The sequence below is a fragment of the Streptococcus sp. W151 genome, from assembly GCF_053010205.1.
Window position 1 is genome coordinate 243,211 of sequence record NZ_JBRKNT010000002.1, and the last position, 25,404, is coordinate 268,614.

At 43.1% G+C, this 25,404-nt stretch carries 24 protein-coding genes; 3 read left to right on the forward strand and 21 right to left on the reverse strand.

Going from position 1 to position 25,404, the window contains the following annotated elements; genetic code table 11:
- Window positions 1–16 precede the first annotated feature (16 nt).
- The 16 genes from comGG to pbp1b all read right to left on the reverse strand — a co-directional run bounded on the left by comGG (window position 17) and on the right by pbp1b (window position 19,466).
- Complete coding sequence (comGG, locus tag ACVC7Q_RS05950; RefSeq protein WP_447265186.1) at window positions 17–484, reverse strand: competence type IV pilus minor pilin ComGG; 468 nt, start codon at window positions 482–484, stop codon at window positions 17–19.
- Entirely contained in the window at window positions 441–893 is a 453-nt protein-coding gene (comGF, locus tag ACVC7Q_RS05955; RefSeq protein WP_447265187.1) for a competence type IV pilus minor pilin ComGF, read from the reverse strand. Before comGF ends, comGG begins: the two co-directional genes overlap by 44 nt.
- Window positions 883–1,170, reverse strand: a complete 288-nt coding sequence (gene comGE, locus ACVC7Q_RS05960; RefSeq protein ID WP_447265188.1) for a competence type IV pilus minor pilin ComGE — start codon at window positions 1,168–1,170, stop codon at window positions 883–885. Before comGE ends, comGF begins: the two co-directional genes overlap by 11 nt.
- A complete protein-coding gene (comGD, locus tag ACVC7Q_RS05965; RefSeq protein WP_447265221.1) occupies window positions 1,136–1,540 on the reverse strand; it encodes a competence type IV pilus minor pilin ComGD in 405 nt (134 codons plus the stop codon). The genes comGE and comGD overlap by 35 nt, the downstream gene beginning before the upstream one ends.
- Window positions 1,530–1,847 carry a competence type IV pilus major pilin ComGC gene (comGC, locus tag ACVC7Q_RS05970; protein ID WP_101770912.1) on the reverse strand — a complete coding sequence of 106 codons (318 nt, stop codon included), beginning with the start codon at window positions 1,845–1,847 and terminating at the stop codon, window positions 1,530–1,532. Before comGC ends, comGD begins: the two co-directional genes overlap by 11 nt.
- Window positions 1,844–2,875 (reverse strand): competence type IV pilus assembly protein ComGB, encoded by a 1,032-nt coding sequence (gene comGB / locus ACVC7Q_RS05975; RefSeq protein WP_447265222.1) that lies wholly within the window; start codon window positions 2,873–2,875, stop codon window positions 1,844–1,846. The genes comGC and comGB overlap by 4 nt, the downstream gene beginning before the upstream one ends.
- Window positions 2,808–3,749, reverse strand: a complete 942-nt coding sequence (comGA, locus tag ACVC7Q_RS05980; RefSeq protein ID WP_447265189.1) for a competence type IV pilus ATPase ComGA — start codon at window positions 3,747–3,749, stop codon at window positions 2,808–2,810. Before comGA ends, comGB begins: the two co-directional genes overlap by 68 nt.
- Before the next feature lie 87 nt (window positions 3,750–3,836).
- Window positions 3,837–4,226, reverse strand: a complete 390-nt coding sequence (locus ACVC7Q_RS05985; protein WP_447265223.1) for a DUF1033 family protein — start codon at window positions 4,224–4,226, stop codon at window positions 3,837–3,839.
- Between the two features lie 219 nt (window positions 4,227–4,445).
- Complete coding sequence (locus tag ACVC7Q_RS05990) at window positions 4,446–5,549, reverse strand: glycosyl hydrolase family 8 (RefSeq protein ID WP_447265190.1); 1,104 nt, start codon at window positions 5,547–5,549, stop codon at window positions 4,446–4,448.
- Window positions 5,550–5,557: 8 nt separating this feature from the next.
- The gene (locus ACVC7Q_RS05995) at window positions 5,558–6,868 is read right to left on the reverse strand and encodes a glycosyltransferase family 2 protein (RefSeq protein ID WP_447265191.1); all 1,311 of its coding nucleotides are present in this window, start codon (window positions 6,866–6,868) and stop codon (window positions 5,558–5,560) included.
- A complete protein-coding gene (locus tag ACVC7Q_RS06000) occupies window positions 6,861–7,001 on the reverse strand; it encodes a hypothetical protein (protein ID WP_003004308.1) in 141 nt (46 codons plus the stop codon). Before ACVC7Q_RS06000 ends, ACVC7Q_RS05995 begins: the two co-directional genes overlap by 8 nt.
- Before the next feature lie 9 nt (window positions 7,002–7,010).
- Window positions 7,011–7,799, reverse strand: a complete 789-nt coding sequence (locus ACVC7Q_RS06005; RefSeq protein WP_447265192.1) for a hypothetical protein — start codon at window positions 7,797–7,799, stop codon at window positions 7,011–7,013.
- The gene (gene wecB, locus ACVC7Q_RS06010) at window positions 7,800–8,954 is read right to left on the reverse strand and encodes a non-hydrolyzing UDP-N-acetylglucosamine 2-epimerase (RefSeq protein ID WP_447265193.1); all 1,155 of its coding nucleotides are present in this window, start codon (window positions 8,952–8,954) and stop codon (window positions 7,800–7,802) included. It abuts the gene before it with no gap.
- A gap of 321 nt (window positions 8,955–9,275) precedes the next feature.
- Window positions 9,276–12,929 (reverse strand): DNA-directed RNA polymerase subunit beta', encoded by a 3,654-nt coding sequence (rpoC, locus tag ACVC7Q_RS06015; RefSeq protein WP_447265194.1) that lies wholly within the window; start codon window positions 12,927–12,929, stop codon window positions 9,276–9,278.
- A 159-nt stretch (window positions 12,930–13,088) separates the two neighbouring features.
- Window positions 13,089–16,658: a DNA-directed RNA polymerase subunit beta gene (gene rpoB, locus ACVC7Q_RS06020; protein ID WP_014712771.1), complete on the reverse strand. Its 3,570-nt coding sequence runs from the start codon at window positions 16,656–16,658 to the stop codon at window positions 13,089–13,091.
- 351 nt (window positions 16,659–17,009) lie between these two features.
- Entirely contained in the window at window positions 17,010–19,466 is a 2,457-nt protein-coding gene (gene pbp1b / locus ACVC7Q_RS06025) for a penicillin-binding protein PBP1B (protein ID WP_447265195.1), read from the reverse strand.
- Window positions 19,467–19,648: 182 nt separating this feature from the next.
- Here pbp1b and tyrS point away from each other — a divergent pair, with 182 nt between their 5' ends.
- Window positions 19,649–20,905, forward strand: a complete 1,257-nt coding sequence (gene tyrS / locus ACVC7Q_RS06030) for a tyrosine--tRNA ligase (RefSeq protein WP_447265196.1) — start codon at window positions 19,649–19,651, stop codon at window positions 20,903–20,905.
- 62 nt (window positions 20,906–20,967) lie between these two features.
- Here tyrS and ACVC7Q_RS06035 read toward each other — a convergent pair whose 3' ends face one another.
- The 5 genes from ACVC7Q_RS06035 to ACVC7Q_RS06055 form a co-directional block, all read right to left on the reverse strand.
- Window positions 20,968–21,381, reverse strand: a complete 414-nt coding sequence (locus tag ACVC7Q_RS06035; protein WP_049513833.1) for a DUF3021 domain-containing protein — start codon at window positions 21,379–21,381, stop codon at window positions 20,968–20,970.
- 9 nt (window positions 21,382–21,390) lie between these two features.
- Window positions 21,391–21,846, reverse strand: a complete 456-nt coding sequence (locus ACVC7Q_RS06040; RefSeq protein WP_447265224.1) for a LytTR family DNA-binding domain-containing protein — start codon at window positions 21,844–21,846, stop codon at window positions 21,391–21,393.
- A gap of 18 nt (window positions 21,847–21,864) precedes the next feature.
- A complete protein-coding gene (locus ACVC7Q_RS06045; protein ID WP_447265197.1) occupies window positions 21,865–22,707 on the reverse strand; it encodes an ABC transporter permease in 843 nt (280 codons plus the stop codon).
- The gene (locus ACVC7Q_RS06050; protein WP_447265198.1) at window positions 22,707–23,573 is read right to left on the reverse strand and encodes an ATP-binding cassette domain-containing protein; all 867 of its coding nucleotides are present in this window, start codon (window positions 23,571–23,573) and stop codon (window positions 22,707–22,709) included. The genes ACVC7Q_RS06045 and ACVC7Q_RS06050 overlap by 1 nt, the downstream gene beginning before the upstream one ends.
- A 125-nt stretch (window positions 23,574–23,698) precedes the next feature.
- Window positions 23,699–24,016 carry a winged helix-turn-helix transcriptional regulator gene (locus ACVC7Q_RS06055; protein WP_156246351.1) on the reverse strand — a complete coding sequence of 106 codons (318 nt, stop codon included), beginning with the start codon at window positions 24,014–24,016 and terminating at the stop codon, window positions 23,699–23,701.
- An 87-nt stretch (window positions 24,017–24,103) separates the two neighbouring features.
- Between ACVC7Q_RS06055 and ACVC7Q_RS06060 the strand changes: the two genes are divergently transcribed.
- On the forward strand, window positions 24,104–24,412 hold the full coding sequence (locus ACVC7Q_RS06060) for a YciI family protein (RefSeq protein WP_447265199.1): 309 nt from the start codon (window positions 24,104–24,106) through the stop codon (window positions 24,410–24,412).
- Window positions 24,413–24,518: 106 nt separating this feature from the next.
- Complete coding sequence (locus tag ACVC7Q_RS06065) at window positions 24,519–25,373, forward strand: putative RNA methyltransferase (protein WP_447265200.1); 855 nt, start codon at window positions 24,519–24,521, stop codon at window positions 25,371–25,373.
- Window positions 25,374–25,404: the final 31 nt, after the last annotated feature.

The following is a 25,404-nucleotide window of genomic DNA, read 5'->3' on the forward strand; positions in this document are numbered from 1 at the left end:
CCTATCATACCAAAAATTAGTCTTTTTCGCTATTTTCTGATGGCTCCTTCGTCTCTTTTGACGTCTCTTCAGAAGGCTTTTCGCTCCCTATCTGCTCTTTATCTTTCTGTGTCTTCTTCTTTTCTTTTTTGCTCTTTCTACTATCCTTTTCTTCCCTTACAGGAAGAACAAACTCATAGCTTTCTCCATCCATCTTAGCCTGGGCATGAAAAAAACCAGTATCCTGCTGTAGCTGAACAACTCCAGACTTTAAGTGAATCTCTGATGCCTTCTCATCACCCTTTCCTTTTTCAAGAGCCAATTGTACCAAAGCATAGGCCCGAAGTCGATCTTGACACGTCTTTAAGATCCGTTTTTCCGCGACCTGACGGTGGAGATAAAACTGAAGCAAGAGACTGAAAATCGCTGCCATCAAAAGGGCGTAGAGCAAGACACCAGCCTTAACTTTTTTCATTTTGTATCGCTGGTACCACATGGTAGACATACTCCCTTTCTAGACCTTCTTCAAAATTCAAACGCAGATGAATCAACTCTCCCTCCTGCCAAATCTGACTAGAGTGAACTCCTGAAATCATAGGCTGATAGCCCCTGCCCTTAGCATCTGTTTTTCGAATATCATCTCCTTTAGACTGGCCAATCGCAATTGGTTTTTGATCCTGAATCAAGTAGATATGGTTGTTCTCTACTTTTTCAAAATGACTCCGGTCCAATTCCACCTGCATTTGTTGCTGAAATAAGATCCATTCTTCCTGCTTTTGATGCGCTTGGTAGTCCAATTCAGCATGCAGGAGTTTAGTCAAGCCTTGAAAAACTAACACACCCCCACTGAGCACTAAGAGAGCAACTAAAGCTTCGAGCAAGGTAAAGGCCTTAACCCTTCCTTTATTCCACATGCAGTACCACCTTTCCTTGATGATAGACCGTGATTTGATCGGCATCTTTTTCAACATGAACCTGAATGCCATTAGCCTCAAGATGATTTTGCCCTGTCTGAAGCGCCATTTGAGCGACAGATAAGACCTCTACCTCCTTGAAATCCGCTAGCCGCTCCTTGCGCGAACGCCGGATCTCCCCTAATAATAGGGTCGTAATCATGGCAAATAAACTCAAAGCTACTAGGGATTCTATGAGAATACTAGCGGGAACGGATGCTCTTTTTAATTTTTCCATTTCCAAGCGAAAGCTGATAGGTCACCACTCCTCTCTGTGTCTGAAAGTGAACATTAGCCAGGGATGAATTGCCACCTGCTCGGTCTAAACGAATGGTTTTAGGATCTTGCAAAATGACAGAATCAGGAATCTCCACCGTCTGGTAAGGCGTTTGAATCTTCCTTGCACTCACTTCAACATCCAATTCCGTTTGCCTTGCTAGTGCTATCTTCTGGCTTTCTTGATAGAGGTGTTCAAACTCTGCAAAAAATACTTTTTCTTCCACCTGCTGAAAACTAGTCTTGATCGATCCCGTTAGACCCAGATAGATAAAGCTAACGATCATCAAGGTCAGAAGGGTCTCCACCAAGGTGAAGGCCTTAATCTGCAACCGCACGAGTTTCTCCACTATTTTTCGCATAATAGGCACGGTAGGATTCTGCTTGTTTGTTGGTAATATTCCCATCAGCAATCAGTTTGGCTAGAGTGGCTTGGTCATTGGTATGATTGAGTTCATACAATTCAGCCTGGCTTTCGACCACCTTGACAACCGCTGCATTTCCTGTCTCTTTCACAGAGTCTTTTTGCTTGGTCAAATTCGGCACAAAGAGCAATAAGAGTACACTGATGATCAATAAGACCACCAACATTTCAATCAGCGTAAAAGCTTTTACCTTATATGTTTTTAATTTTTTCATAAATGAACCTCCATATTTTGATAAATCGGCAGCAACATGGCTGCGTAAAGCAAGACAATCACAAGAGCCACAAAGACAAAGACCAAGGGTTGTATCACATTCATGGCCTTGTGGACCCGACGAAAGAAGTCTTCCCATGTTTTTTCAGCGTAGATCTCTAGCTCACTTCCAAGCTTTGATTTGACCTCACCATATTCAATCATAAGCGGCAATTCTTTTTTGAAAAAAGAATATCCCCCAACCGTCTCTGAAAAGGATTGACCGCGGTCTAAAGAAAGAGCTAAGTCTCTTCCAATCTCTTGGAAAAGCTGGGATTTTTGCTCCTGCATCATGGTAAAAATCTGAGACAGCTCCAATCCTTGCCCAATCAGATTGCCCCATTCTCTGGCATAATAGGCTGTCAAATAAGCTTGAATCATGCCTTTCCCGAAAGGAAGATGGGACAAGCTTCTAAAAACTTTGATCTTGCTAGATTTTCGATAATAGAGAAAGCTGAATAAGAAGAGGGCCACTATTCCCGCTACGAGCGCCAAAAAGAGTTGGGGAAAAGAACTGATCAATTGCGTACCAATATTTTGTGCATCCATTTGAGGGAGCAAATAATTGCGCAGGCCTAGCATAATCAAAACTAAAAAACCAAGTAAGATAAGAGGATAAGTGCTAACTTCGATCAACTTTTTCTTGACCTTGCGCATATTCTCCAGATAAGCACTGATTTTCTCCAAGCTCAATGCAAGATTTCCATGGAGCTCAGCGAGAGACAGCTGCGTCGAGACCGCATCTGAAAAACCGATCCCTGCCATCATCTCTGAAAAACTCCGACCCCGAGAGAGATCTGCTCGCATCTGGGAGACCAAATGACTCTCCACTAGGTGGGAACGATCCAAAAAATCAACAATCTCAGACAGATGAAAACCACTCGAATAAAGATTCAAAAACAATTCAATGATTTGCTTTTGTTTAGTTGTAGATAATTTTTTCGGCTTGTGCCTGAGCCAGCTGGATATATCCCGATTGAGCCAAGAGATCCATTTGTTGGTTCCAGCGGCTAGCTGAGTGTTCTTGGTAGTTTTCCGTTGCAAAATCGACAACACCTCCTCCTGCAATTAATCGTTGGTAGCAAATACCTTGTAAAACAATCTTGAGCTCCTCCTCACTCACTCCAAGCTCTAAAAGCCTCTCATAAACACCTCGAACACTCTTGGCATGAATAGTAGAGAAGACTGTGACCCCTGTCAAACTAGCTCGTACGACTGCACGAGCTGTTTCCTTATCTCGGATTTCCCCAATGATGAGAAGGTCCGGCCGATGACGTAAGGAGAGTTTGATTAGGTTGTCATAGGTCATGCCGATCTGGTCGTTCAGCTGGAGCTGTAACATATTATCCTGCTTGATCTCGACAGGATCTTCAATGGACATGACTTGCTGGTCCGCAAAGCGCTCTTGCGCCAAAGCATGCATGAGGGTGGTCTTTCCCGAACCAACAGGGCCCGCAAAGAGATAGAGCCCACGACCAGCCAATTTCTTCTGCAACTCAGGTAGCTGATCAAACCAAAAACGCAATTCGCGTTCCTCATCATGCAAGAGCCGAATAACCAAGCTTTCATAGCCACGATAATCCCCCACCGTCGACAAGCGAATCGATACCAGCCCATCCTCCAGAGGGTAATCACACGACCCTAGCTGGCTCCGCCTTTTTTCTCCCACATTCATGCCTGCTACGAACTTAAAGTGGCTGATCATAGCCGTCATCTCCTCAAAAGGGAAGGATTGTACAAAGCGCCTCTCATCTCCAACCCTCATAAAAACCTGGTACTCCTCTCTCCGAGGGATAAAGTAGAGATCCTGGGCTTCTTCTTTTTTTCCCATACGGATCAATTTTTTTGCAATTTCTTGAACCATAGTTCCTCCTCTCACTTATACTATTCGAAAAAGAAGACAAAAAAAGAAGACTTCCTAGATAGCTCTAAAAAATCTTCTAAATATCTCTTATGACAGGGTTGTCCCCTTTTTTGAATCGAGTGTATATTGACAAGAACGATGTTTGCGACTGCCTTTTTCTTTTTCATAACCTGGGCGGAGCTTGCTTTTAGGGATCTTGTGCTCGTCTTCTAGCAGAACAATCGAGTGGAACAATTGCACATCTTCACTGCAGTCCTCACACCACTCTTGCTCGTTGGTATCCCAAAAGATCGTCATGAGATCACTCCGACTCTTATAACTTGGAAAGTGTGCATTCAACTCCAACCACTTCTGCTTGTAGTATTTCAAAGCCTGGTAATAGTCTTCAAACTTCCGACTACTGACGATATCTTCTTCCCAACCATCTAGAAACCACCAGGGTTCACAGTCCCCATACATTTCAATCACTCGATACATAAACTCTTCCATCCTTTGTATCCTCTATTATATAGAAAATCCTTTGAGAATAAAAGTTTTCTGCTCAGAGCATAATTTTCAGGTAGTTTTCAGGTGATTTTTACAGTTATTTTTCAAAAATAGACTACTTGATTTCTCTTGGGTCCTTTTTTCGAGAATCAAAAAAGAGAGTCCCAACAAAATGACGAGCCATCCTGGGAACTCTCTCTTCTCAAGTATTTAGAACAATTCAAGTGCAATCATGGTTGTCATGGTTGCATCATAATAGTTGTTCAGAGGTAGATCTTGTGTGAAGATATACTTATTCTGTTGCACCAACTTCAGATAGCCTTTTTCGTGTTCAGAAGCATAGACTATCGGTGCCAAAAAACTTGCTGCCTGATGATTGTTCAAGGCCTTTCCTTTCAAGTCATAACCCGCGTACAGGTTTCTTTGACTCTTGAAAAAGTTTAACATCTTTTTCACCAATTTTTGACTGGTTGCATCCTTACTTTGAACAAGGTTATATGGAAGGCGACAAGCGTTATACGAGTAGGCTCCATCATACTTGGATTCAATCGTCTTGGGATCCGCTGCGCGAGTTCCTTGCTCATCTACCCAGATGAAATCAGGTAGTAAACCTGTTTTTGTTTGGGAGCTGATCGTTTGGAGTTGCTGCAACATCTTTTCTTTGATGTCCAACCACTTCGAATCTTTTGTCACTTCATAAAAGATCTGGAATTGCGCTGGCAGTGTATCAGACGTCCGCATCAAATGATAGAATTCCGAATCCTGATTGGCCCAATTTCCCACCGTTAACACACCGGTTTCTTCATTGTAGTTGTGTGCGAGAATATCTTCTAAAATCGCTTTGGCTTGAGCCTGGTAGTCTTTGGCTTGCTTTGGCCATTGCTGAGCAGCTTTTAGAAGAGCATAGGCAATATAGAGATCTCCATCTGTGGCATTATGGTCCTCATCCTTTACTTTTCCATTGCTGATGGTTTGTTTCCAAGACATCAATTGGGTACCTTCCAAGCGATGATTTAGATAATATTGATAGAGTCTGTCAAAGTCTGCTTGTTGGGCTTGTCCTTTTTTAGCAGCCGCAACAGTAATGAGCATTCCATAACTTTGCGCTTCAGATAAAACCACCGTTTGATTGCTATCATTGGTGGTTCGAACATAGGATTCTTTCCCTTTTGAAACAACAAAATGCTCATCCCACTGACGGTAAATTCGATTTCGCATCTCCACTTTACTTCTCGTTCTCGCTAAAAACAAGGTCAAACAGAAAATGCAAAGGATGACTAGAAACCATACATATCTCATCTTTTTCGTATTCATAATTTCTCCTATCCTGCTAATCGTTTTGTTTTAACCCATTTAGTTTCTTTCCGGTGCAATAGTTTATCCATTACAATCGAAGAGATGGCATCAATCGATACAATGATAAACAGTTGAGAATAGGTGAAGTAGGCAGCTAAGGCCAACCAAATTTGCTTGATAGTTGCTTGACCAAATTGTGAGGCAAGAGCCACATTAATCTGAAGTAAGTAGATCCCAATCATCAAGATCCAATTGAACAACATCAATTGCGCAATATAGATATTTTCTGAATCAAAGGCAAATGGAATTTGCACGCCTGGCACCACTGTATGGAGACACATGGCCAGAATATTGGCAAAAAAGATCAAGTCTGATAACACGATAGCTGCATTGAACCAGAAGAAGATACAGGAATAGTTGGTTACTTCTAACTTCACGCGCCAATTTCCCTTACCAAATAAATGTTTGAAGTTGGAAAGAACCACTTCATAATTCCCTTTGGCCCAACGTTTCCGTTGCATATAATAACTCTTCAGGGTCTCAGGTTCCTGTTGAAATGCTTCTGAATTATAGGCTAGAGCAATCAACTTCCCACTTTGCATAATCTTAAAGGAAATATCAGTATCCTCTGTTAAGGCACCGTTTTTCCATCCCCCAATACTCTTGACAAATTCAGTTTGAATAATAAAGTTGGTTCCTGGAATCCGTCCAATCTTAAAGAGATGCCACATGCCTACATGGTGAACCCGTTGGGTGACGACAATTTCTTGGTTGATACAGCGGGTCAAGAAGTTTTGACCAGCATTCCGCGTTTTATTGCGACCAAAAGAAGCCACATGACGCTCTGGATCTTTGAGCACTTCTTTCACAAGGAAATAAAGAGCATTCTTTTCAGGCATGGCATCTGCATCATAGACACAGATATAGTCTCCGGTCGCCATGGCCAAAGCGTCATTTAACACACCGGCTTTCCCACCTGTCCCACTGCGATTGATGATGGTCAAATCACGTCCTGCATACTCTGGCAATGCTTTAACTGCCAAACACTCTTCATAAGTGCGATCGGAACAATTATCTGCAAACAGTAGTAACTCTACACGATCATGTGGGTAGTTCAAATCAAGGATCGCTTTGGCTGTCTGTGCAATAACCACATCCTCATTATGGGCAGGTACGACGATCGTCACTTTTGGATAATAAGGAAGCGGATCCGTATTGACACGAAAATCACTGTGTTTAAACCAAAAATGAACGGCTGAAAAGAGGATTACTAGGCCCCAGGCTAAGGATAGCCAAATCGAAATCAAGGCAATAATCATCACAATTTGACTAATCATGGTCCACCGCCTTAAAGTTTTTATTGACACGGCGGTAAATCACCGTATAAGCTACAAATAATACAATAAAGCACAAGGCAAAAAATACACTAATGCCTACAGCTATATTAAAAAATATATTTGTAAGAGACATGTTTTCCTCCTAATATTCCACAATAATGTCTGTTTCAAGTTGACGTTTTAAGTAACGAATCATTTCTTTATAGCGATGGTATTTGATGCGATTTGATTGATCTACTACAAGAAAGCCGGACTGAAATTGGATGGCTTGCACCCCATCTTCGCCTTGGAATACAAGGCCTTCCAATTGTGGTTTTAAGACCGTCACATAATCCTTTTTCAGATCCCGCTCGCTATCAGCAGATAAGATCAAGAAATTACCGTCTGATACATAATACAAGCTTTCATTTGGCTTTAGATGATGCGTTACCAAATAGTTGATTTGGTTCAAGGTCCGATTGTATTCTCTCGGTTGCAATTGGAAGAACAATTCCTCGTGCGACCAGTGAATGAGTAAGGCTTGAATCGTATCATTGGTTTCCCCACCATAAGAAGCGATGCGGTTGCGGTAATCTGCGTAAGCTTCTGGCTCTTGATCCTTCACTTTTGCAATCTCTTTAAAGAGGTGGTAGCGAATTTGGGTCAAAATTCCAATCAAGATTGGAAAACTAAAGAGCAGAAGCAAGGCTTGATGAAATGGGATATAGACAACACCCGCCACCAAAAAGACAATCCCTAGGGCAAATGACAACAGGATGGTCCATGTCAACAACAAATCTGATAAAACAATAGCAGAAAATAATCCTAAAACAAAGAATAATCCTTCTTCAATCAGAATCTCTCTTGCAAAAAACAAGCAGTAAAGTAAAAGAAGTACTTCGAAAACAATCAAAATCAGCAACCATCTACTTAACTTTTCCGTTTTTTTCATTTATTCTTTCTCTCCCTCATGAAATTCTTCAGCAGCATCTCCCTGGCCAAAGTAATGTTTAATAGCTTGCACGATTCGCTCAGAAGCTCTTCCATCTCCATAAGGATTTCGGGCATTTGCCATTTCTAGATAAAGATGTTCGTTGGTTAAGAGCTCCGTCATCGTGGATTTGACGACAGCAGGATCCGTACCAACTAATTTCAAAGTCCCTGCTTTGACCCCTTCTGGGCGTTCTGTTGTATCACGCAATACCAATACCGGTTTCCCCAATGATGGTGCTTCTTCTTGTACCCCACCTGAATCCGACATGATAAAGTAACTTCTCGAAGCCAAGTTGTGGAAGTCAAGCACATCTAAAGGTGCAATGAGATGGATCCGATCATGATCTCCTAATAGATCGTTTGCCGCCTCTTGTACCGCTGGACTAAGATGCACTGGGTAAACCACTTCAATATCCGGTTCTTGATTCACCATTTCTCTCAGAGCTCCAAAGACCGCTCTCATGGGAGCTCCTTGATTTTCTCTTCGATGCATGGTGACAAGGATGATTTTTTTAGCTGGATCTAATTGATCCAGTACTTCGTGATGATAGTTCTCTTGAACCGTGAGTTTCAGCGCATCAATAGCAGTATTTCCTGTCACCACAATAGAGGATTCCGGATGATTTTCTTTTAAGAGATTGGCCTTACTTTCGCCAGTCGGCGCAAAATACAGATCCGCTAGATCATCCGTCATTTGACGGTTCATCTCTTCTGGATACGGAGAATATTTATCAAAGGTTCTCAAACCAGCTTCGACGTGACCAATGCGGACTTGATTGTAAAAGGCAACCAAACTCGCCGCAAAGGTAGTGGTCGTATCTCCATGAACGAGCACCATATCTGGCTTTTCTTTTTTGATAACTGGATCTAATTGATTCAGAATTTTAGAGGTAATGTCTAATAAGGTCTGGCTTTTCCCCATAATATCCAAATCGTAATCAGGTACGATGTTAAAGGTTTCTAAAACTTGGTCCAGCATTTGACGGTGCTGGGCAGTGACCACCGTAATGGTCTCAATGGTCTCCCTCTGCTTTTGCAACTCCAACACCAAAGGGGCCATTTTAATGGCCTCCGGTCGCGTCCCAAACACAACCATAATTTTCAATGTTCCCATAAACTTCCCCCGTCGACATACATGTAATTCGACATTTTTTTAATTTGTGTACATCTTTTTCCATTCTACCGCCAATGACTTTAAAAGTCAAACCGATTTTTGGTTTTATAAAGAAATTACTAATAGTTAGTCATTTTATTATTTTGACGTTTGGAATACATATCCATTTAATCACTAATTGTAATTATTTACAGCACGACTTCTACCGGGCTAATATTTTTGGTAAAAAAATAATTCAATAATTATACAATTATTTTTCAAATAATAAATTTTTATAATTTTTTCAAAAAAAGCCGGAACATGTAGTTCCGACTTTTTTTCTTATTCTTCTACGACTTCAGCTGTTTGAACTTCATCGACTGTTCCATCTGTTACTGGCACTTCTTCGATGATTTCAACTTCGTTAATCGCTTGTGGTTCCAAGTTACGGTAACGAGCCATCCCTGTACCTGCAGGAATAATCTTACCAATGATAACATTTTCCTTAAGTCCAAGGAGATGGTCTTTCTTACCACGGATCGCTGCGTCAGTAAGAACACGAGTGGTTTCTTGGAAGGAAGCAGCTGACAAGAAACTGTTGGTTTCAAGAGAGGCTTTGGTGATTCCCATAAGGACTGGACGAGCAGTCGCAGGAACTCCACCAGAGATAAGGACATCCTTATTGGCATCTGTAAAGTCTGTAATGTCCATAAGCGTACCCATGAGAAGGTCTGTATCTCCTGGATCCATGACACGTACTTTACGGATCATTTGACGAACCATTACCTCGATGTGTTTGTCGCCGATTTCTACCCCTTGGCTACGGTATACTTTTTGTACTTCCGCAAGAAGGTAAGTTTCAACAGACAAGACATCACGAACGGCAAGGAGACGTTTCGGTTGGATAGACCCTTCTGTCAGAGCCGCACCACGAGAAACTTGATCTCCTACTTCGACTTTCATACGAGCAGTGTAAGGGACAACGTATTCACCCTCACCAGTGGCTCCGCTAACAAAGACTTTCTTGGTCCGTGTAGAAGCATCTTCTTCGATGGCTGTGACTTCCCCTTTGACCTCAGTGATGACCGCTTCCCCTTTTGGATTGCGGGCTTCAAAGATTTCTTGGACACGAGGAAGACCTTGAGTGATATCGGTATTTGAGGCAACCCCACCCGTGTGGAAGGTACGCATGGTCAACTGTGTACCAGGTTCCCCGATAGATTGGGCAGCGATGGTTCCGACTGCTTCACCCACTTCAACCGCATCACCAGTCGCCAAGTTGATACCGTAACAGTGACGGCAGACACCATGGCGGGTGTTACATGTAAAGACAGAGCGGATAGTGACTTCTTCCACACCAGCTTTGACAATTTCACGTGCTAGGTCTTCTGAGATCAAGGTATCTGGACCAACGATGACTGCACCTGTTTCAGGGTGTTTAACAGATTTCTTGGTATAACGACCTGTCAAGCGTTCTTCGAGTGGCTCGATCATTTCCTTACCATCAGTAATGGCACGGATCACAAGTCCACGGTCTGTTCCACAGTCATCTTCACGGATAATGACGTCTTGGGCAACGTCAACCAAACGACGAGTCAAGTAACCTGAGTCGGCTGTCTTAAGGGCCGTATCGGTCATCCCTTTACGGGCACCGTGAGTTGAGAAGAACATTTCGAGTACTGACAAACCTTCGCGGAAGTTTGAAAGGATTGGCAATTCCATGATCCGTCCGTTTGGAGCGGCCATCAAACCACGCATACCGGCAAGTTGTGAGAAGTTTGAGATGTTACCACGGGCTCCAGAATCCATCATCATAACGATTGGGTTCTTCGGATCTTGGTTGTCCACCAAGCGTTTTTCCAATTTCTCACGGGCTGCACGCCATTCAGCTGTAACAGCATTGTAGCGTTCGTCATCTGTGATCAAACCACGACGGAATTGTTTCGTGATCTGTTCCACACGTTTGTGAGATTCTTCAATGATTTCCGCCTTATCTTCAACGACCGGAATATCGGCAATCCCCACTGTCAAACCAGCAAGGGTTGAATGATGGTAACCTAAGTCTTTCAAGCGGTCCAAGAAAGCAGACGTTTCAGTTGTACGGAAACGTTTGAAGATTTCGGCGATGATATTTCCAAGATTTTTCTTCTTGAATGGAACGTTTAATTCCAATTTCTCAATCGCTGATTTGACATCTTGACCAGGCTCCAAGAAGTACTTAGCTGGAACACCTTCTGTCAAGTTGGCATCATTAGGCTCTTGAAGGTATGGAAGCTCTGCAGGCATGATATCGTTAAAGAGAATCTTACCAACAGTTGTCAAGAGAATCTTGTGTTGTTGTGCTTCTGTCCATGGTTTGTTCAAGCTATCCGTCGCAATTCCGACACGTGTATGCAAGTGAACATAGCCATTACGAAGAGCCATCACGGCTTCATCACGGTCTTTAAAGACCATTCCTTCACCTTCACGACCAGCTTCTTCCATCGTGAGGTAGTAGTTCCCCAATACCATATCCTGAGATGGCGTAACGACTGGTTTACCATCTTTAGGGTTCAAGATATGCTCAGCAGCCAACATCAAGATACGAGCTTCTGCTTGAGCTTCTTCTGAAAGCGGTACGTGGATGGCCATTTGGTCTCCATCGAAGTCGGCATTGTAGGCTTCACAGACAAGGGGGTGCAAGCGAAGGGCTTTCCCGTCAATCAAGACAGGTTCAAAGGCTTGGATCCCCAAACGGTGAAGGGTCGGTGCGCGGTTCAAAAGAACTGGGTGTTCTTTGATCACTTCTTCCAAGATATCCCAGATACGTTCATCTCCACGTTCGACCAAGCGTTTTGCAGCTTTGACGTTTTGCACGATATCACGTGCAACGATTTCACGCATAACAAATGGTTTGAAGAGCTCGATGGCCATTTCACGTGGCACACCACATTGGTACATCTTCAGAGTTGGACCAACGGCGATAACGGAACGTCCTGAGAAGTCCACCCGTTTACCGAGCAAGTTTTGACGGAAGCGTCCTTGTTTCCCTTTGAGCATGTGGCTCAATGATTTCAGTGGACGGCTACCTGGTCCTGTGATTGGACGACCACGACGACCGTTGTCGATCAAAGCGTCAACCGCTTCTTGGAGCATCCGTTTTTCGTTTTGCACGATGATACCAGGGGCATTCAATTCTAACAAACGAGCCAAACGGTTGTTCCGGTTAATTACCCGGCGATAAAGGTCATTCAAGTCAGAGGCAGCAAAACGGCCACCATCCAATTGGACCATCGGACGAAGATCTGGTGGAATAACGGGAAGGATGTTGAGGACCATCCATTCTGGCTTGTTGCCAGATTTGTAGAAGGCGTCCAAGACATCCAAACGACGCACAGCCTTCACACGTTTTTGACCAGTTGCAGTCTTCAATTCTTCTTTCAAGAGAGCAATTTCAGCTTCCAGATCCACTTGTTTCAAGAGGTCTTGGATGGCTTCTGCACCCATCTTAGCTACAAAGGAACCTGGTCCGTATTCACGCAAGCGTTCACGGTATTCACGTTCTGTCATAATGGATTTGTGCTCAAGTGGAGTATCTTTTGGATCGATCACCACATAAGCTGCGAAGTAGATGACTTCTTCAAGGGCACGAGGGCTCATATCCAAGGTCAATCCCATACGAGAAGGGATTCCTTTGAAGTACCAGATGTGTGATACCGGTGCTTTCAACTCGATGTGCCCCATGCGTTCACGACGAACTTTCGCACGTGTTACTTCAACCCCACAGCGGTCACAAACAATCCCTTTATAACGGATTCGTTTGTATTTCCCACACGCACATTCCCAGTCTTTTGTAGGTCCAAAGATGACTTCATCAAAGAGACCTTCACGTTCTGGTTTCAATGTACGGTAGTTGATTGTTTCAGGTTTCTTGACCTCTCCATAAGACCATGAACGGACCTTGCTTGGAGAAGCTAGGGTGATTTGCATACTTTTAAAACGATTTACATCAACCACTATTTCTTACCTTTCCTTGTTTTCATACTTGTTTCATTTGGATACAGCTTAGGTAGGGGAAGAAAGGAAACTTTCTTGCCACCTCCTTGTGTCTGTATCTTGTTATCGAATCATCCTGCTAGAAGCATTGGTTGCTCACAGGACAATCATTTTTACTGATTATTTTTCTGATTCTTCGGCATCAAAGGCTGCTTTTGCTTCCTTTGCTGCTTTTTCACGTGCTTTTTCAAGGTCATCCACATGAATCACATCATCGTCTTCGCCTTCATCAAGGTCACGAAGTTCCACTTCTTGATCATCTTCGTCCAAGACACGCATGTCAAGACCAAGTGATTGCAATTCTTTGACAAGAACGCGGAAGGATTCTGGTACACCTGGTTTTGGAATTGGTTTACCTTTGGTAATCGCTTCATAGGCTTTCAAACGTCCGTTGACATCATCTGACTTGTAAGTCAAGATTTCTTGAAGGACATTTGATGCACCATAAGCCTCAAGGGCCCACACTTCCATTTCCCCGAAACGTTGTCCACCAAACTGAGCTTTCCCTCCGAGTGGTTGTTGGGTAACCATTGAGTATGGTCCGACTGAACGGGCATGGAGTTTATCATCAACCATGTGGTGAAGCTTGATCATGTACATGACACCAACAGATACACGGTTATCAAACGGCTCACCTGTACGTCCATCGTAAAGAATAGTCTTGGCATCGCTATCCATACCAGCTTCTTTCACAGTATCCCAGAGGTCTTCTGAGCTTGCTCCATCAAAGACTGGTGTTGCGATGTGAATACCCAAGTTACGAGCTGCCATACCAAGGTGAAGTTCCATAACCTGACCGATATTCATACGTGATGGCACCCCAAGAGGGTTCAACATGATATCAACTGGTGTACCGTCTGGAAGGTAAGGCATATCTTCAACTGGAACAATACGAGACACAACCCCTTTGTTTCCGTGACGACCGGCCATCTTATCTCCGACGCGGATCTTACGTTTTTGTGCAATGTAAACACGAACCAACATGTTGACACCAGATTGTAATTCATCACCGTTTGCACGGGTAAAGATCTTAACATCGCGAACGACTCCATCTCCACCGTGAGGTACACGGAGTGATGTATCCCGCACTTCACGAGATTTATCCCCAAAGATAGCGTGAAGGAGACGTTCTTCAGCAGAAAGGTCTTTTTCACCTTTCGGTGTTACCTTACCGACAAGGATATCGCCTTCTTTTACTTCTGCACCGATACGGATAATACCTGTTTCATCCAAGTCACGAAGAGCATCTTCCCCAACGTTTGGAATTTCACGGGTAATTTCTTCAGGGCCTAACTTGGTATCGCGTGTTTCTGATTCGAATTCTTCCAAGTGAACAGATGTGTAGACATCTTCTTTCACCAAGCGTTCGCTCATGATAACGGCATCCTCGAAGTTATACCCTTCCCAAGTCATGTAAGCGACGATTGGGTTTTGACCAAGGGCCATTTCCCCTTTTTCCATTGATGGACCGTCAGCGATAAAGTCACCTTTTTCAACGGTTTCACCAACTTTAACCAGAGTACGTTGGTTGTAGGCTGTACCGGAGTTTGAACGACGGAATTTTTGAACATGGTAGACGTCCAAAGAACCATCTTCCCGACGAACTTCCACCTTATCCGCATCTGCATAGGTAACTTTACCACCATGTTGTGCAATGACTGCAGCTCCTGAGTCATGGGCTGCTTGGTATTCCATACCAGTACCCACATAAGGGGCTTTTGGATCAATCAATGGAACAGCTTGACGTTGCATGTTGGCACCCATGAGGGCACGGTTGGAGTCATCGTTTTCCAAGAAAGGAATACATGCTGTCGCAACGGCAACTACTTGTTTTGGAGACACGTCCATGTAGTCGACTTGATCAGATGGGAACTCTTGGTTGTTACCACGGTGACGTCCCATAACGATTGGCTCAGCAAAACCACCCTTTTCGTTCAACTTAGAGTTGGCCTGAGCGACGATGTACTCATCTTCTTCATCGGCTGTCAACCAAACGATTTCGTTGGTCACTACACCTTTTTCACGGTCCACTTTCCGGTATGGCGTTTGGATGAAACCATATTTGTTCAAGTGTCCGTATGAAGACAAGTTGTTGATCAAACCGATGTTTGGTCCTTCAGGTGTTTCGATTGGACACATCCGACCATAGTGGGTATAGTGCACGTCACGCACTTCATATCCGGCACGGTCACGTGTCAAACCACCAGGCCCTAAGGCAGACAAACGACGTTTGTGAGACAACTCAGAAAGTGGGTTGTGTTGGTCCATGAACTGGGACAACTGTGAAGAACCAAAGAATTCTTTGATCGCTGCAGTTACAGGACGAATGTTAATAATTTGTTGTGGTGTCAAAACATCGTTATCTTGCACAGACATCCGTTCGCGAACGTTTCGTTCCATCCGTGAAAGTCCAAGACGCACTTGGTTGGCAAGCAATTCACCAACTGCACGAATCCGACGGTTTCCAAGGTGGTCGATATCATCTACACGGCCAAGACCTTCTGCAAGGTTCAAGAAATAGCTCATCTCTGCCAAGATATCTGCTGGAGTTACGATGCGTACTTTGTCAGATGGATTGGCATTTCCGATGATGGTGACAACACGGTCTGGATCTGTTGGAGCGACAACTTTGAATTTTTGCAATTCAACTGGTTCTGTCAAAACAGCAGCATCATTTGGAATGTAAGTGATTTTGTTCAAACCGTTATCCAATTGTTCTGAGATGCTGTCGATCACATCGCGCGTCATGACAGTACCAGCTTCTACAAGGATTTCTCCTGTTTCAGCATCCACCAACGGTTCTGCAATCGTTTGGTTCAACAAGCGGTTCTTGATATTGAGTTTCTTGTTGATCTTGTAGCGACCAACAGGAGCCAAGTCATAACGACGTGGATCAAAGAAACGGGCTACCAACAGGCTACGTGAGCTTTCCGCTGTCTTTGGTTCACCTGGACGAAGACGCTCATAGATTTCTTTGAGGGCTTCATCTGTCCGTGAATCCATTGGGTTTTTGTGGATATCTTTTTCGATAGTATTGCGAACCAATTCGCTGTCCCCAAAGATATCGATAATTTCATCATCTCCTGAGAATCCAAGAGCACGCACAAGCGTTGTAAATGGAATTTTACGTGTGCGGTCGATGCGCGTGTAGGCGATGTCTTTTGAGTCAGTTTCAAGCTCTAACCAAGCTCCACGGTTAGGGATAACAGTAGATCCATAACCAATCTTACCATTCTTGTCCACCTTATCATTGAAGTAGACACCTGGTGAGCGGACCAACTGAGATACGATAATCCGTTCTCCACCATTGATGATGAAAGTTCCCATTTCAGTCATGATTGGGAAATCACCAAAGAAAACTTCTTGGGTCTTGATTTCACCTGTTTCTTTGTTGACCAAACGGAAGGTCACAAAAATTGGTGCTGAGTAGCTGGCATCATGAATGCGCGCTTCTTCAAGCGAATACTTGGGTTCGCGGATTTCATAACCCACAAATTCCAATTCCATTGTATCCGTGAAGTTTGAGATTGGAAGCACATCTTCAAATACTTCCTTCAAGCCATGATCCAAGAAATCTTTGAATGAGTCTGTCTGGATTTCAATCAAGTTTGGTAAATCAAGAACCTCTTTGATTCTTGAAAAACTACGACGGGTCCGATGTTTCCCGTATTGAACGTCATGTCCTGCCAAAGTTTTTAGCTCCTTTTTCTATACTAGGATAGCTTGGTAACATCACTCCTACCACCTATCCGGTTTTAACTACAATTGTGTGATTTGCATCACGTGAAGAGCTGTCTCTTCACCTCATTCGTCGCTTTTTGTAATTTTTAGAAAAATTAAATTTGTGTAACAAACTAGGTTTTTCCTGAAAAATAGGCACAAAAATAGCAGCTAAATCGACTTATTCAAGTAAGATTTAACTGCTGTAAGCTCTTATTTGGACAATATTTCAAATAAAGCACACGACAAATTAGTTACCACTATTATATCGTTTTTTGCTTCAAAAATCAAGGCTTTCTCTAGGTTTTCTACTGGATCAGACTAGCGTCGATTGCCGCGATTGGAACTATTTCGATTTGAACTATTGCTTGATGAACTATTGGTTGTCGAATTGTTCTTATTATTCGACTGATTGCCACTGGTATTGCCGAGAATTGCTGCCCAAGCACTTTGATAATCGCTATCCGATCCCCCGATGGCAAAGCGGTATTGAGTGGTTGGCGCTCCGTTTTTAGCCCAAAGACTCGTCACCGTTTGACCGCTCACATCGATATCCCGGCCATTGACATTGACGCGACCCGGTCTTTCACCAGTCGATTTGAGCACTTCAGAACGGATCACACTCTTATCGAGAGTGAATTTATCCTGAATCCCAAAGAGACTTGGATCTGCTTGGTAGATCGCATTCGCCAACTGCACCATGTATTGGGCATTGTTGTTGTATCCGGTCAAGGTTTGCATGGAAGCATTGTTGTCATGGCCGATCCAACCTCCTAAAGAAACATTTGGGGTGGACAACATCAACCACATATCCCCGTTTGAGTTGGTGGTACCAGTTTTTCCAATCCAGTCAGCACCTGCCAGTGTTGGGTTGACTTGGCTAATCCGTGACTTAAAGGTCGTTGTGGCACCAGATGTGATGACCCCACGCAAGAGATCCTGCATAATCGTTGCTGTTGCTGGAGAGTAGACACGAACCGGATCTGCTTCGTGCTTGTATACTACATCCCCATCTCGGTCGATGATTTGCTCCACCATGTAGCGTTTGAGGTAGTTCCCATTGTTAGCAATGGTTTGGAAACCGTTGGTATGTTGGGCAACAGTGACCTCAATTCCTCCCCCCATTGGTAGACTCTCAATGCCATATTCAGGGATATCATAGCCCATTTTCTTCATGTAGGATGGGACATCCACACCCTTTTCACGAAGGGTTCGGTAAGTCCAGTAAGCCGGAATATTCCATGAGGTATTGAGGGCCTCACGGAGATCCATCATGGCTGTTCCTCGGCTATCCACATGCATGATCGGCTCTCCACTTGAGAAATTAGTGGGGTAGTTAGAAAGGATGCTATTACTTCCCATCAAGCCTTGGTCGATCGCAATCCCATAGGCCAACAGTGGCTTGATAGTAGATCCTGGGGAACGTTCTGTATCAAAGGCATGGTTGTTTTGGTTACCATCAAAATTCCGACCACCGATAAATCCTAAAACAGCACCCGTTCGGTTGTCCATAAGGACATTCCCAACTTCTACAAGACCCGTTCCATCATCCAAGACGCTTCCAAAATTCGCGACTGCAGCCTGCATCGCATTGTGAACCGGTTTGTTAATAGTGGTTTGGATAGTGTAACCACCTTCGCGCAACTCACTCTCAGCTAATTCTTGATAAGCCTTGACGGTTTCATTATTTTTCAGGTCTTGCTTGGTTACATTGTCTCGCTTGATCAAGTAATCATACATGGCCTCTTTTGCTTCTGCCATTGCTTGGAAGTAGAGGTAGTCATGCGGTGTTTTCTCGATGCCATCTGGAGCAATGAAGTCTTTGGTCAAGTCGTACTGAGCATAGGTTTCGTATTCTTTTTTCGATAAGGCTCCCGTCCGGTACATATTGAACAAGACATCTTTGGCACGCGCCAAACCTAACTCGAGGTTCTCCTTGCTCTTTAGGCTACCGTCTGCAGCATAAGGGGAATAGACAATTGGACTTTGTGGCAAGCCAGCGATAAAGGCTGCTTGTGGAACAGACAAGTCTTTCGCAGAGACGCCAAAGATCCCTTGAGCTGCGGCTTCCACACCTGCAATATTTTGCCCCCGATTGTTTCGTCCAAAAGGCGAGACGTTTAAGTAGGTGGTTAGGATTTCGTTTTTATCCATTCCCCTCTCTAAAGCTAGGGCATCGACAATCTCTGTCGCCTTACGAGTAAAGGTTGGAGCATCTCCTACGACTTGCTGTTTGATCAACTGCTGGGTTAAGGTCGATCCCCCACTAGAGGAACCGACACCGGCTACAGATCCAAGCGTCGCCCGAAGAACAGCTTTGGGCACAACCCCCTTGTGGCTTTCAAAGTTCTCATCCTCAGTAGCGATCACAGCCTTTTTGACATTGTCGGAAATGGCATCTCCAGCTACCGGCGTGCGGATCAAATCACTGTCCACTTCTGCAATCAGGCTCTTATCGGAATAGGTCAGTTTTGAAACACTGCTGACATTGCGAACCTGCTGGACCAGTTCTTCTGTCTTTGGAACCTTGACATTGCTAAAGAGACTTGCTGCATAACCAATCCCGATCCCTGCGCCAAATAAAAAGAGGCACACAAATAAGGCGATCATCACATCCCACAAGAGTTTGAGCGTCCTCAAAAAGGTCGCAAAAATATCGCCGACAGACCAGCTACTTTCTTCATTTTTTTCCTTATTCGGAGTTTCTGTATACATCTTTGCAAAGAATTTTTGGACTTTCTTCCAAAACTCTTGCAGCTTCTCTTTTAATTGATTCACTGATTCTTTCTCCTTGTTCCCTATATTATAGCAGATTAGCCCCTTTGTTTTCAATCACAAGAGCGTAGAAATCCTCGTTCAATCTTCTTGGGTAAGGACAAGAAAATGACGGAAAGCATTGCCATTTCCGTGGTTTATGGTAGAATAGAGAAATGAATAAACTTATAAAGGAGAAAAGACACATGCACATTTTTGATGAGCTAAAAGAGCGTGGTTTGGTATTTCAAACGACGGATGAAGAAGCCTTGCGCAAAGCACTGGAAGAAGGTCAGGTTTCTTATTATACTGGTTATGATCCAACTGCTGACAGCCTTCACCTTGGTCACTTGGTTGCCATCTTAACGAGCCGTCGCCTTCAACTAGCAGGCCACAAACCTTACGCGCTCGTTGGCGGTGCGACTGGTCTCATTGGAGATCCGTCCTTCAAAGATGCTGAGCGTAGTCTCCAAACAAAAGAAACAGTACAAGAATGGGTTCGCTCCATTCAAGGGCAATTGTCTCGTTTCCTCGATTTTGAAAATGGCGACAACAAAGCCGAAATGGTCAACAACTACGATTGGTTCGGAAGCATTAGCTTTATTGACTTCCTTCGTGATGTCGGAAAATACTTTACGGTCAATGCTATGATGAGTAAAGAATCTGTTAAAAAACGGATTGAGACAGGGATTTCTTACACAGAGTTTGCCTATCAAATCATGCAAGGCTATGACTTCTACGTCCTCAACCAAGAACACAATGTCACCCTTCAAATCGGTGGATCTGACCAATGGGGAAACATGACAGCTGGTACTGAGTTGATGCGTCGTAAGGCAGATAAAACTGGTCATGTTATGACTGTGCCTTTGATCACAGATGCAACTGGTAAGAAATTCGGTAAATCAGAAGGCAATGCCGTCTGGCTCAATGCAGACAAAACATCTCCATACGAAATGTACCAATTCTGGATGAATGTGATGGACGCCGACGCTGTGCGCTTCTTGAAGATCTTCACTTTCTTGTCACTCGATGAAATCGAAGAGATTCGCAAACAGTTTGAGGCTGCTCCTCATGAACGCTTGGCTCAAAAGATCTTGGCGCGTGAAGTGGTCACCCTCGTTCACGGTGAAGAAGCTTACAAGGAAGCCCTCAACATCACGGAACAACTCTTTGCAGGAAACATCAAAAACCTTTCTGTCAAAGAACTCAAACAAGGACTTCGTGGTGTGCCAAACTACCAGGTCCAAGCAGAAGACAACCTCAACATTGTAGAACTCTTGGTCACAGCTGGTGTAGTGAATTCTAAACGCCAAGCCCGCGAAGATGTTCAAAATGGAGCGATCTACGTCAATGGCGAACGCATCCAAGACCTTGACTATGTCTTGAGCGATAGCGATAAATTAGAAAATGAATTGACCGTTATCCGTCGCGGTAAGAAAAAATACTTTGTTTTGGCTTATTAAGAAAGTAAAACCACGAAGTTTCGTATGAACTTCGTGGTTTTCTTATACACTTTTTTCTGAGACTATTTCCCTTTTCTGCGATGCAACAAAGCTTGGTTGATTCGTTGAGTTTTTTTATGGAGTTGCCAAATCTGGTACAGCCAGATCAGGCCGTAAATGGCTAGAAAGATCAACCAAGGAATCGGGCTCCGTAAGGCTGTCCCCCAGCCAAAAAACAAGTAGGTTAATGCTAAGATGGCAGCTGTCACAACTAAATGCAAAGCCACACGCAAACTATAGGTCAAAAACTCTTCTTCCTCAAGAATGAATGTCAAGACCCCCATTGTCCCACTCATCAAAAATATCGCTAGGATGTTGCGGACATTTACAGCGGGATAGACGATGTTGGTATAGACATGGGATAATAACACCAAACACAAATAAAAGAAGGATCCTGTCCTCATACCAGATACAAAATAAGCTATAACTCGTTTCATCACTTTCTCCTATACCCCTAAATAATCCATCAAGGATTTGACATATTTCCGACTGACACTTGATTTTACTCCACGTGTCAGTTTAGCCATCATATTGCCTGAAAAACTATCCGATAGCGATTCTAAATGGTCGATATTCATCACCGCGTGGCGTGATATCTGTAAAAAATTACGACGATTAATCCGATGTTGAAAATTTATCAGAGTATCTCTGATGGTGAACGTTTTGTCTATCGTATAAATGGTTAGCTGATTCTTATCAATCTCGGCTAGAATAATGTCATCAATTTTCACCATGATCAAATGATCATCTGTTTTGATAGGGATCACTACTTGATTCACTGTCGAAAATTGTTCGAGATACTCTATCACCTCTCGTGCTTGATCAGATAATTGCTTGGCTTGAATGACCACACAGGGGTCGTTTTCTGGGATATCTTGTTTTTCCTCAAAACGAATCTTCATTCCTACTCCAATTCTCACTTACTTTCTTTTACTCGATCTTTTTGCCAAGGAAATCCAAATCCCCAAAGCTAGAAGAATACCTCCTAACACTATAAGGTATGTTTGTTCCTTTGTCAATAAAGCTTGCCATTTGAGCTGAACACCCATTTTTTCTTGAAACTCTTGAAGAAGATTATCTTGACCTTTAAAGGTCTCACTTAATGCTTCTTTCATGAGGACTTGTCGATAAAGTGCAGCAATATAAGTTGCTGGAGTGCACTTCATTAGTGATTGTGCAAAAGTGGGTAAAACACCTAAAGGTACATAAGTCCCTACCAAAAAACCAGAAGCTGTACCCACTATGGTCGAAAACTTCCCAAGACTGTCTACTGATTGGAAAAAATAAACAAAAATGGCATTCACTAAGCTAGAAAGTAGGCTACTAAGTAGCATAATGAGGAGCACTTCAGGTAATAGAGATAAGGTTGGAACTTCTCTAAAATAGCCACACATCAGCACATACATAAGGATCTGCATGGAAAAAGAAATGATGATCGCACTCGCTAGATATGAAGATGCTAACCGCCACTTTCCTTGATCCGATAAATAAAGATCCTGATCTACTTGATGTTCACGGTCCTTTACCATCTGAGTCAGGGCAGCCAGACTTGTCGTAATCCCTGTCACAGCCAGCGTCCCACTCATTAACCAATTATTTAACACAGGACCACTATTGGGAAGCTGAGCCCAGGCATCTGTTAGATTTTTTTGAAGAAAAATAATATAGAGAATAAAGGAAATCAAGGCTCCCAACAAGGAGAAGAAAACACCTGAACGATTCCTAAAATACAATAAAAAATTTCGCTTTAGTAAGGCTAGCATTAGCGAACCTCCCTTCCTGTTAGTGCAATAAAGGCATCATCCATAGTCCCTGGACGAAACTCAAAATGGGCTATTTTATCTCTAACTTGCGCCAGGTAATCAATGGCTTCCCTTTCACTCTCGGGTTGAAGAACATACTCCAATTGACTTTGTTGCTCTACTGACATTCCCGAAGCTTTGAGACTTTCTATCTGCTGTCTCTCCTTGAAACGAATCTTTAAGATATTAGTAGCATACTGGCTCTTAATATCTAGTGCCGATCCTTGAGCAATCACTTTCCCATGATCTACAATATAAATTTGATCAGCTTCATCTGCTTCGTCAAGATAATGCGTGGTCAATACAACGGTCATTCCCTCTTCTCTCTGCAATTGATAGAGCAAATCCCAAATAGACTTCCGGGTTTGAATGTCTAAACCTGTCGTTGGCTCATCTAAGAACAGAAGATCTGGACCGTGCAGTAGAGCACGCGCAATGTCAACCCGACGCTTTTGGCCGCCTGAAAGCGTCCCATATTTCTGATTTTGGAAAGCTGATAGGCCTAATCGATCAATAAGATCAGACACACGCTTTGGTTTTAGGCCTTTGTACTGTCTGGCACGAATGGTCAGATTTTCCCTAACCGTCAGCATCTCATCTAAAACACTGGTTTGGAAGACCACACCAATTTTAGTACCGGGTTCATAAATAATGTCGCCTTGCGTTGGTTGTTTCAAACCAATCAACATGGAAATCGTCGTTGATTTCCCCGCCCCATTTGGTCCTAGAATCGCATTAAACGTTCCCTTTTCAAACTGCAGGTGAATATGATCAACCGCTAGATGATTTCCATACCGTTTACTGATGTTTTTAGCTTGTAATATCATGTTCTCTCTCCTTTTTGACAATATCAGTCTAGCAAAAAAGCCGTTATAAAAACGACTTTTGGGGATAAACGGTCAAAATGAGGGTCCAAGTGGTGAGATGGAAGAGACAAAAAGAAGAAGAAAATTTATTGCAACCATTCTTTTCCCCATTGATTCAAGTCCTTTAAAATCGGCATCAGTGATTTCCCTTTTTCTGTCAGCTCATATTCTGTATGAAGAGGCAGAGACTCATAATCGTATTTCTCAATCAATTGGTTCTCTATTAAAACATCTAATCCACGTGTCAAACTGATAGTTGTAATCCCTTCAACTTCTCTTCTCAATTGATTGAAACGGACTCTCTTATGCTTGTTTATAACCCATAATATATTCATCCTCCATTTCCCACCAACCACATCTAAGACTCGAGACATACTACAGTTCCAATTTTTATTTGTTAACATTTTTTCTCCTTACAAAAATGTGCCTACTATTCAGGTAGTTTGTAAAGTATTATAATCTATTTATCATTTATTTTAAAGGAGTCACTTATGTTTATTGTAAATCTTACCTATATCAAGCCCCTTGATGAAGTTGAAAAATTCTTAGAAAAACACATAGATTTTTTAAATCGGTATTATACAAAAGGTCATTTTATCGCATCTGGAAGGAAAAATCCAAGGACCGGCGGTATCATTCTCATGAGAGCAAAAAATAAAGATGCTGTCCAAGAAATCATTGCACACGATCCATTCTATCAAAATGAGATTGCTCAATATGAAATCATTGAATTTGAGGCAAGTAAATATTGTCCAGAATTGAAAACCGTCCTGAACAATCCAGTGGACAAAATTAGATAAAGAAACTCAAGGTCCACTCAATACTGCGTAGAGCCGTCAAAAAGTGTGACTTAGTCCCATTAAAGCATCAGTTGCTATCTAGAGGCTCTTTTGTTACACTACTAATATGAATACACCGATCAAAGCAAAATTACAACGATTTCAAACAGCCACTGCCTTTGCCTGTCCCATCTGTCAATTGGACCTAGAACTTGTGGGGACTAGTTTTAAATGCCCAAAGGCCCATTCTTTTGATTTGGCAAAATTTGGCTATGTTAACCTGGCTCCCCAGATCAAGCAATCAAAGGACTATGACAAAGAAAATTTCCAGAATCGCCAGCTGATCTTAGAAGCAGGGTTTTATGAGCCGATTCTAACAGCGATCGGACAAAATATTCCGACCAGTGATGCCAGAATTCTAGATATCGGTTGCGGAGAAGGTTATTACTCCCGAAAACTACAAGAAGCCTATCCCAAGGCTACTTTCTATGCATTTGATCTTTCAAAGGAATCCGTACAACTAGCTGCCAAGAGCGACACTAGCTGGAAGGTCAATTGGTTTGTAGGAGACTTGGCTCATTTACCCATTCAATCTAAGAGTATGGAGGTCATTTTGGACATCTTCTCCCCGGCTAATTACGCTGAATTTGAACGTGTCTTAAAGACAGAAGGAGTGATCATTAAGGTCGTCCCAACCTCTTCTCATCTAAAAGAAATTCGTCAGTTGGCCCAAGATCAATTGGCCAAGCAATCCTACTCCAACCAGGAAATTTTGGAGCACTTTGAAGACCACTGCCAGATCCTCTCATCCGAAACGGTCAGCCTTACCAAGAGTTTAACTCCCGAAGAACGCCAGGCGCTCCTCACCATGACCCCCCTTCTATTTCACGTTGACCAAGAAAAAATCGACTGGACCCAACTCACAGAAATCACCATTGAAGCTGAGCTGCTGGTTGGGAAAATCAAGATACAAAGGACTTAAAATACAAAGTAAAAAGGCTGAGACAAATCGT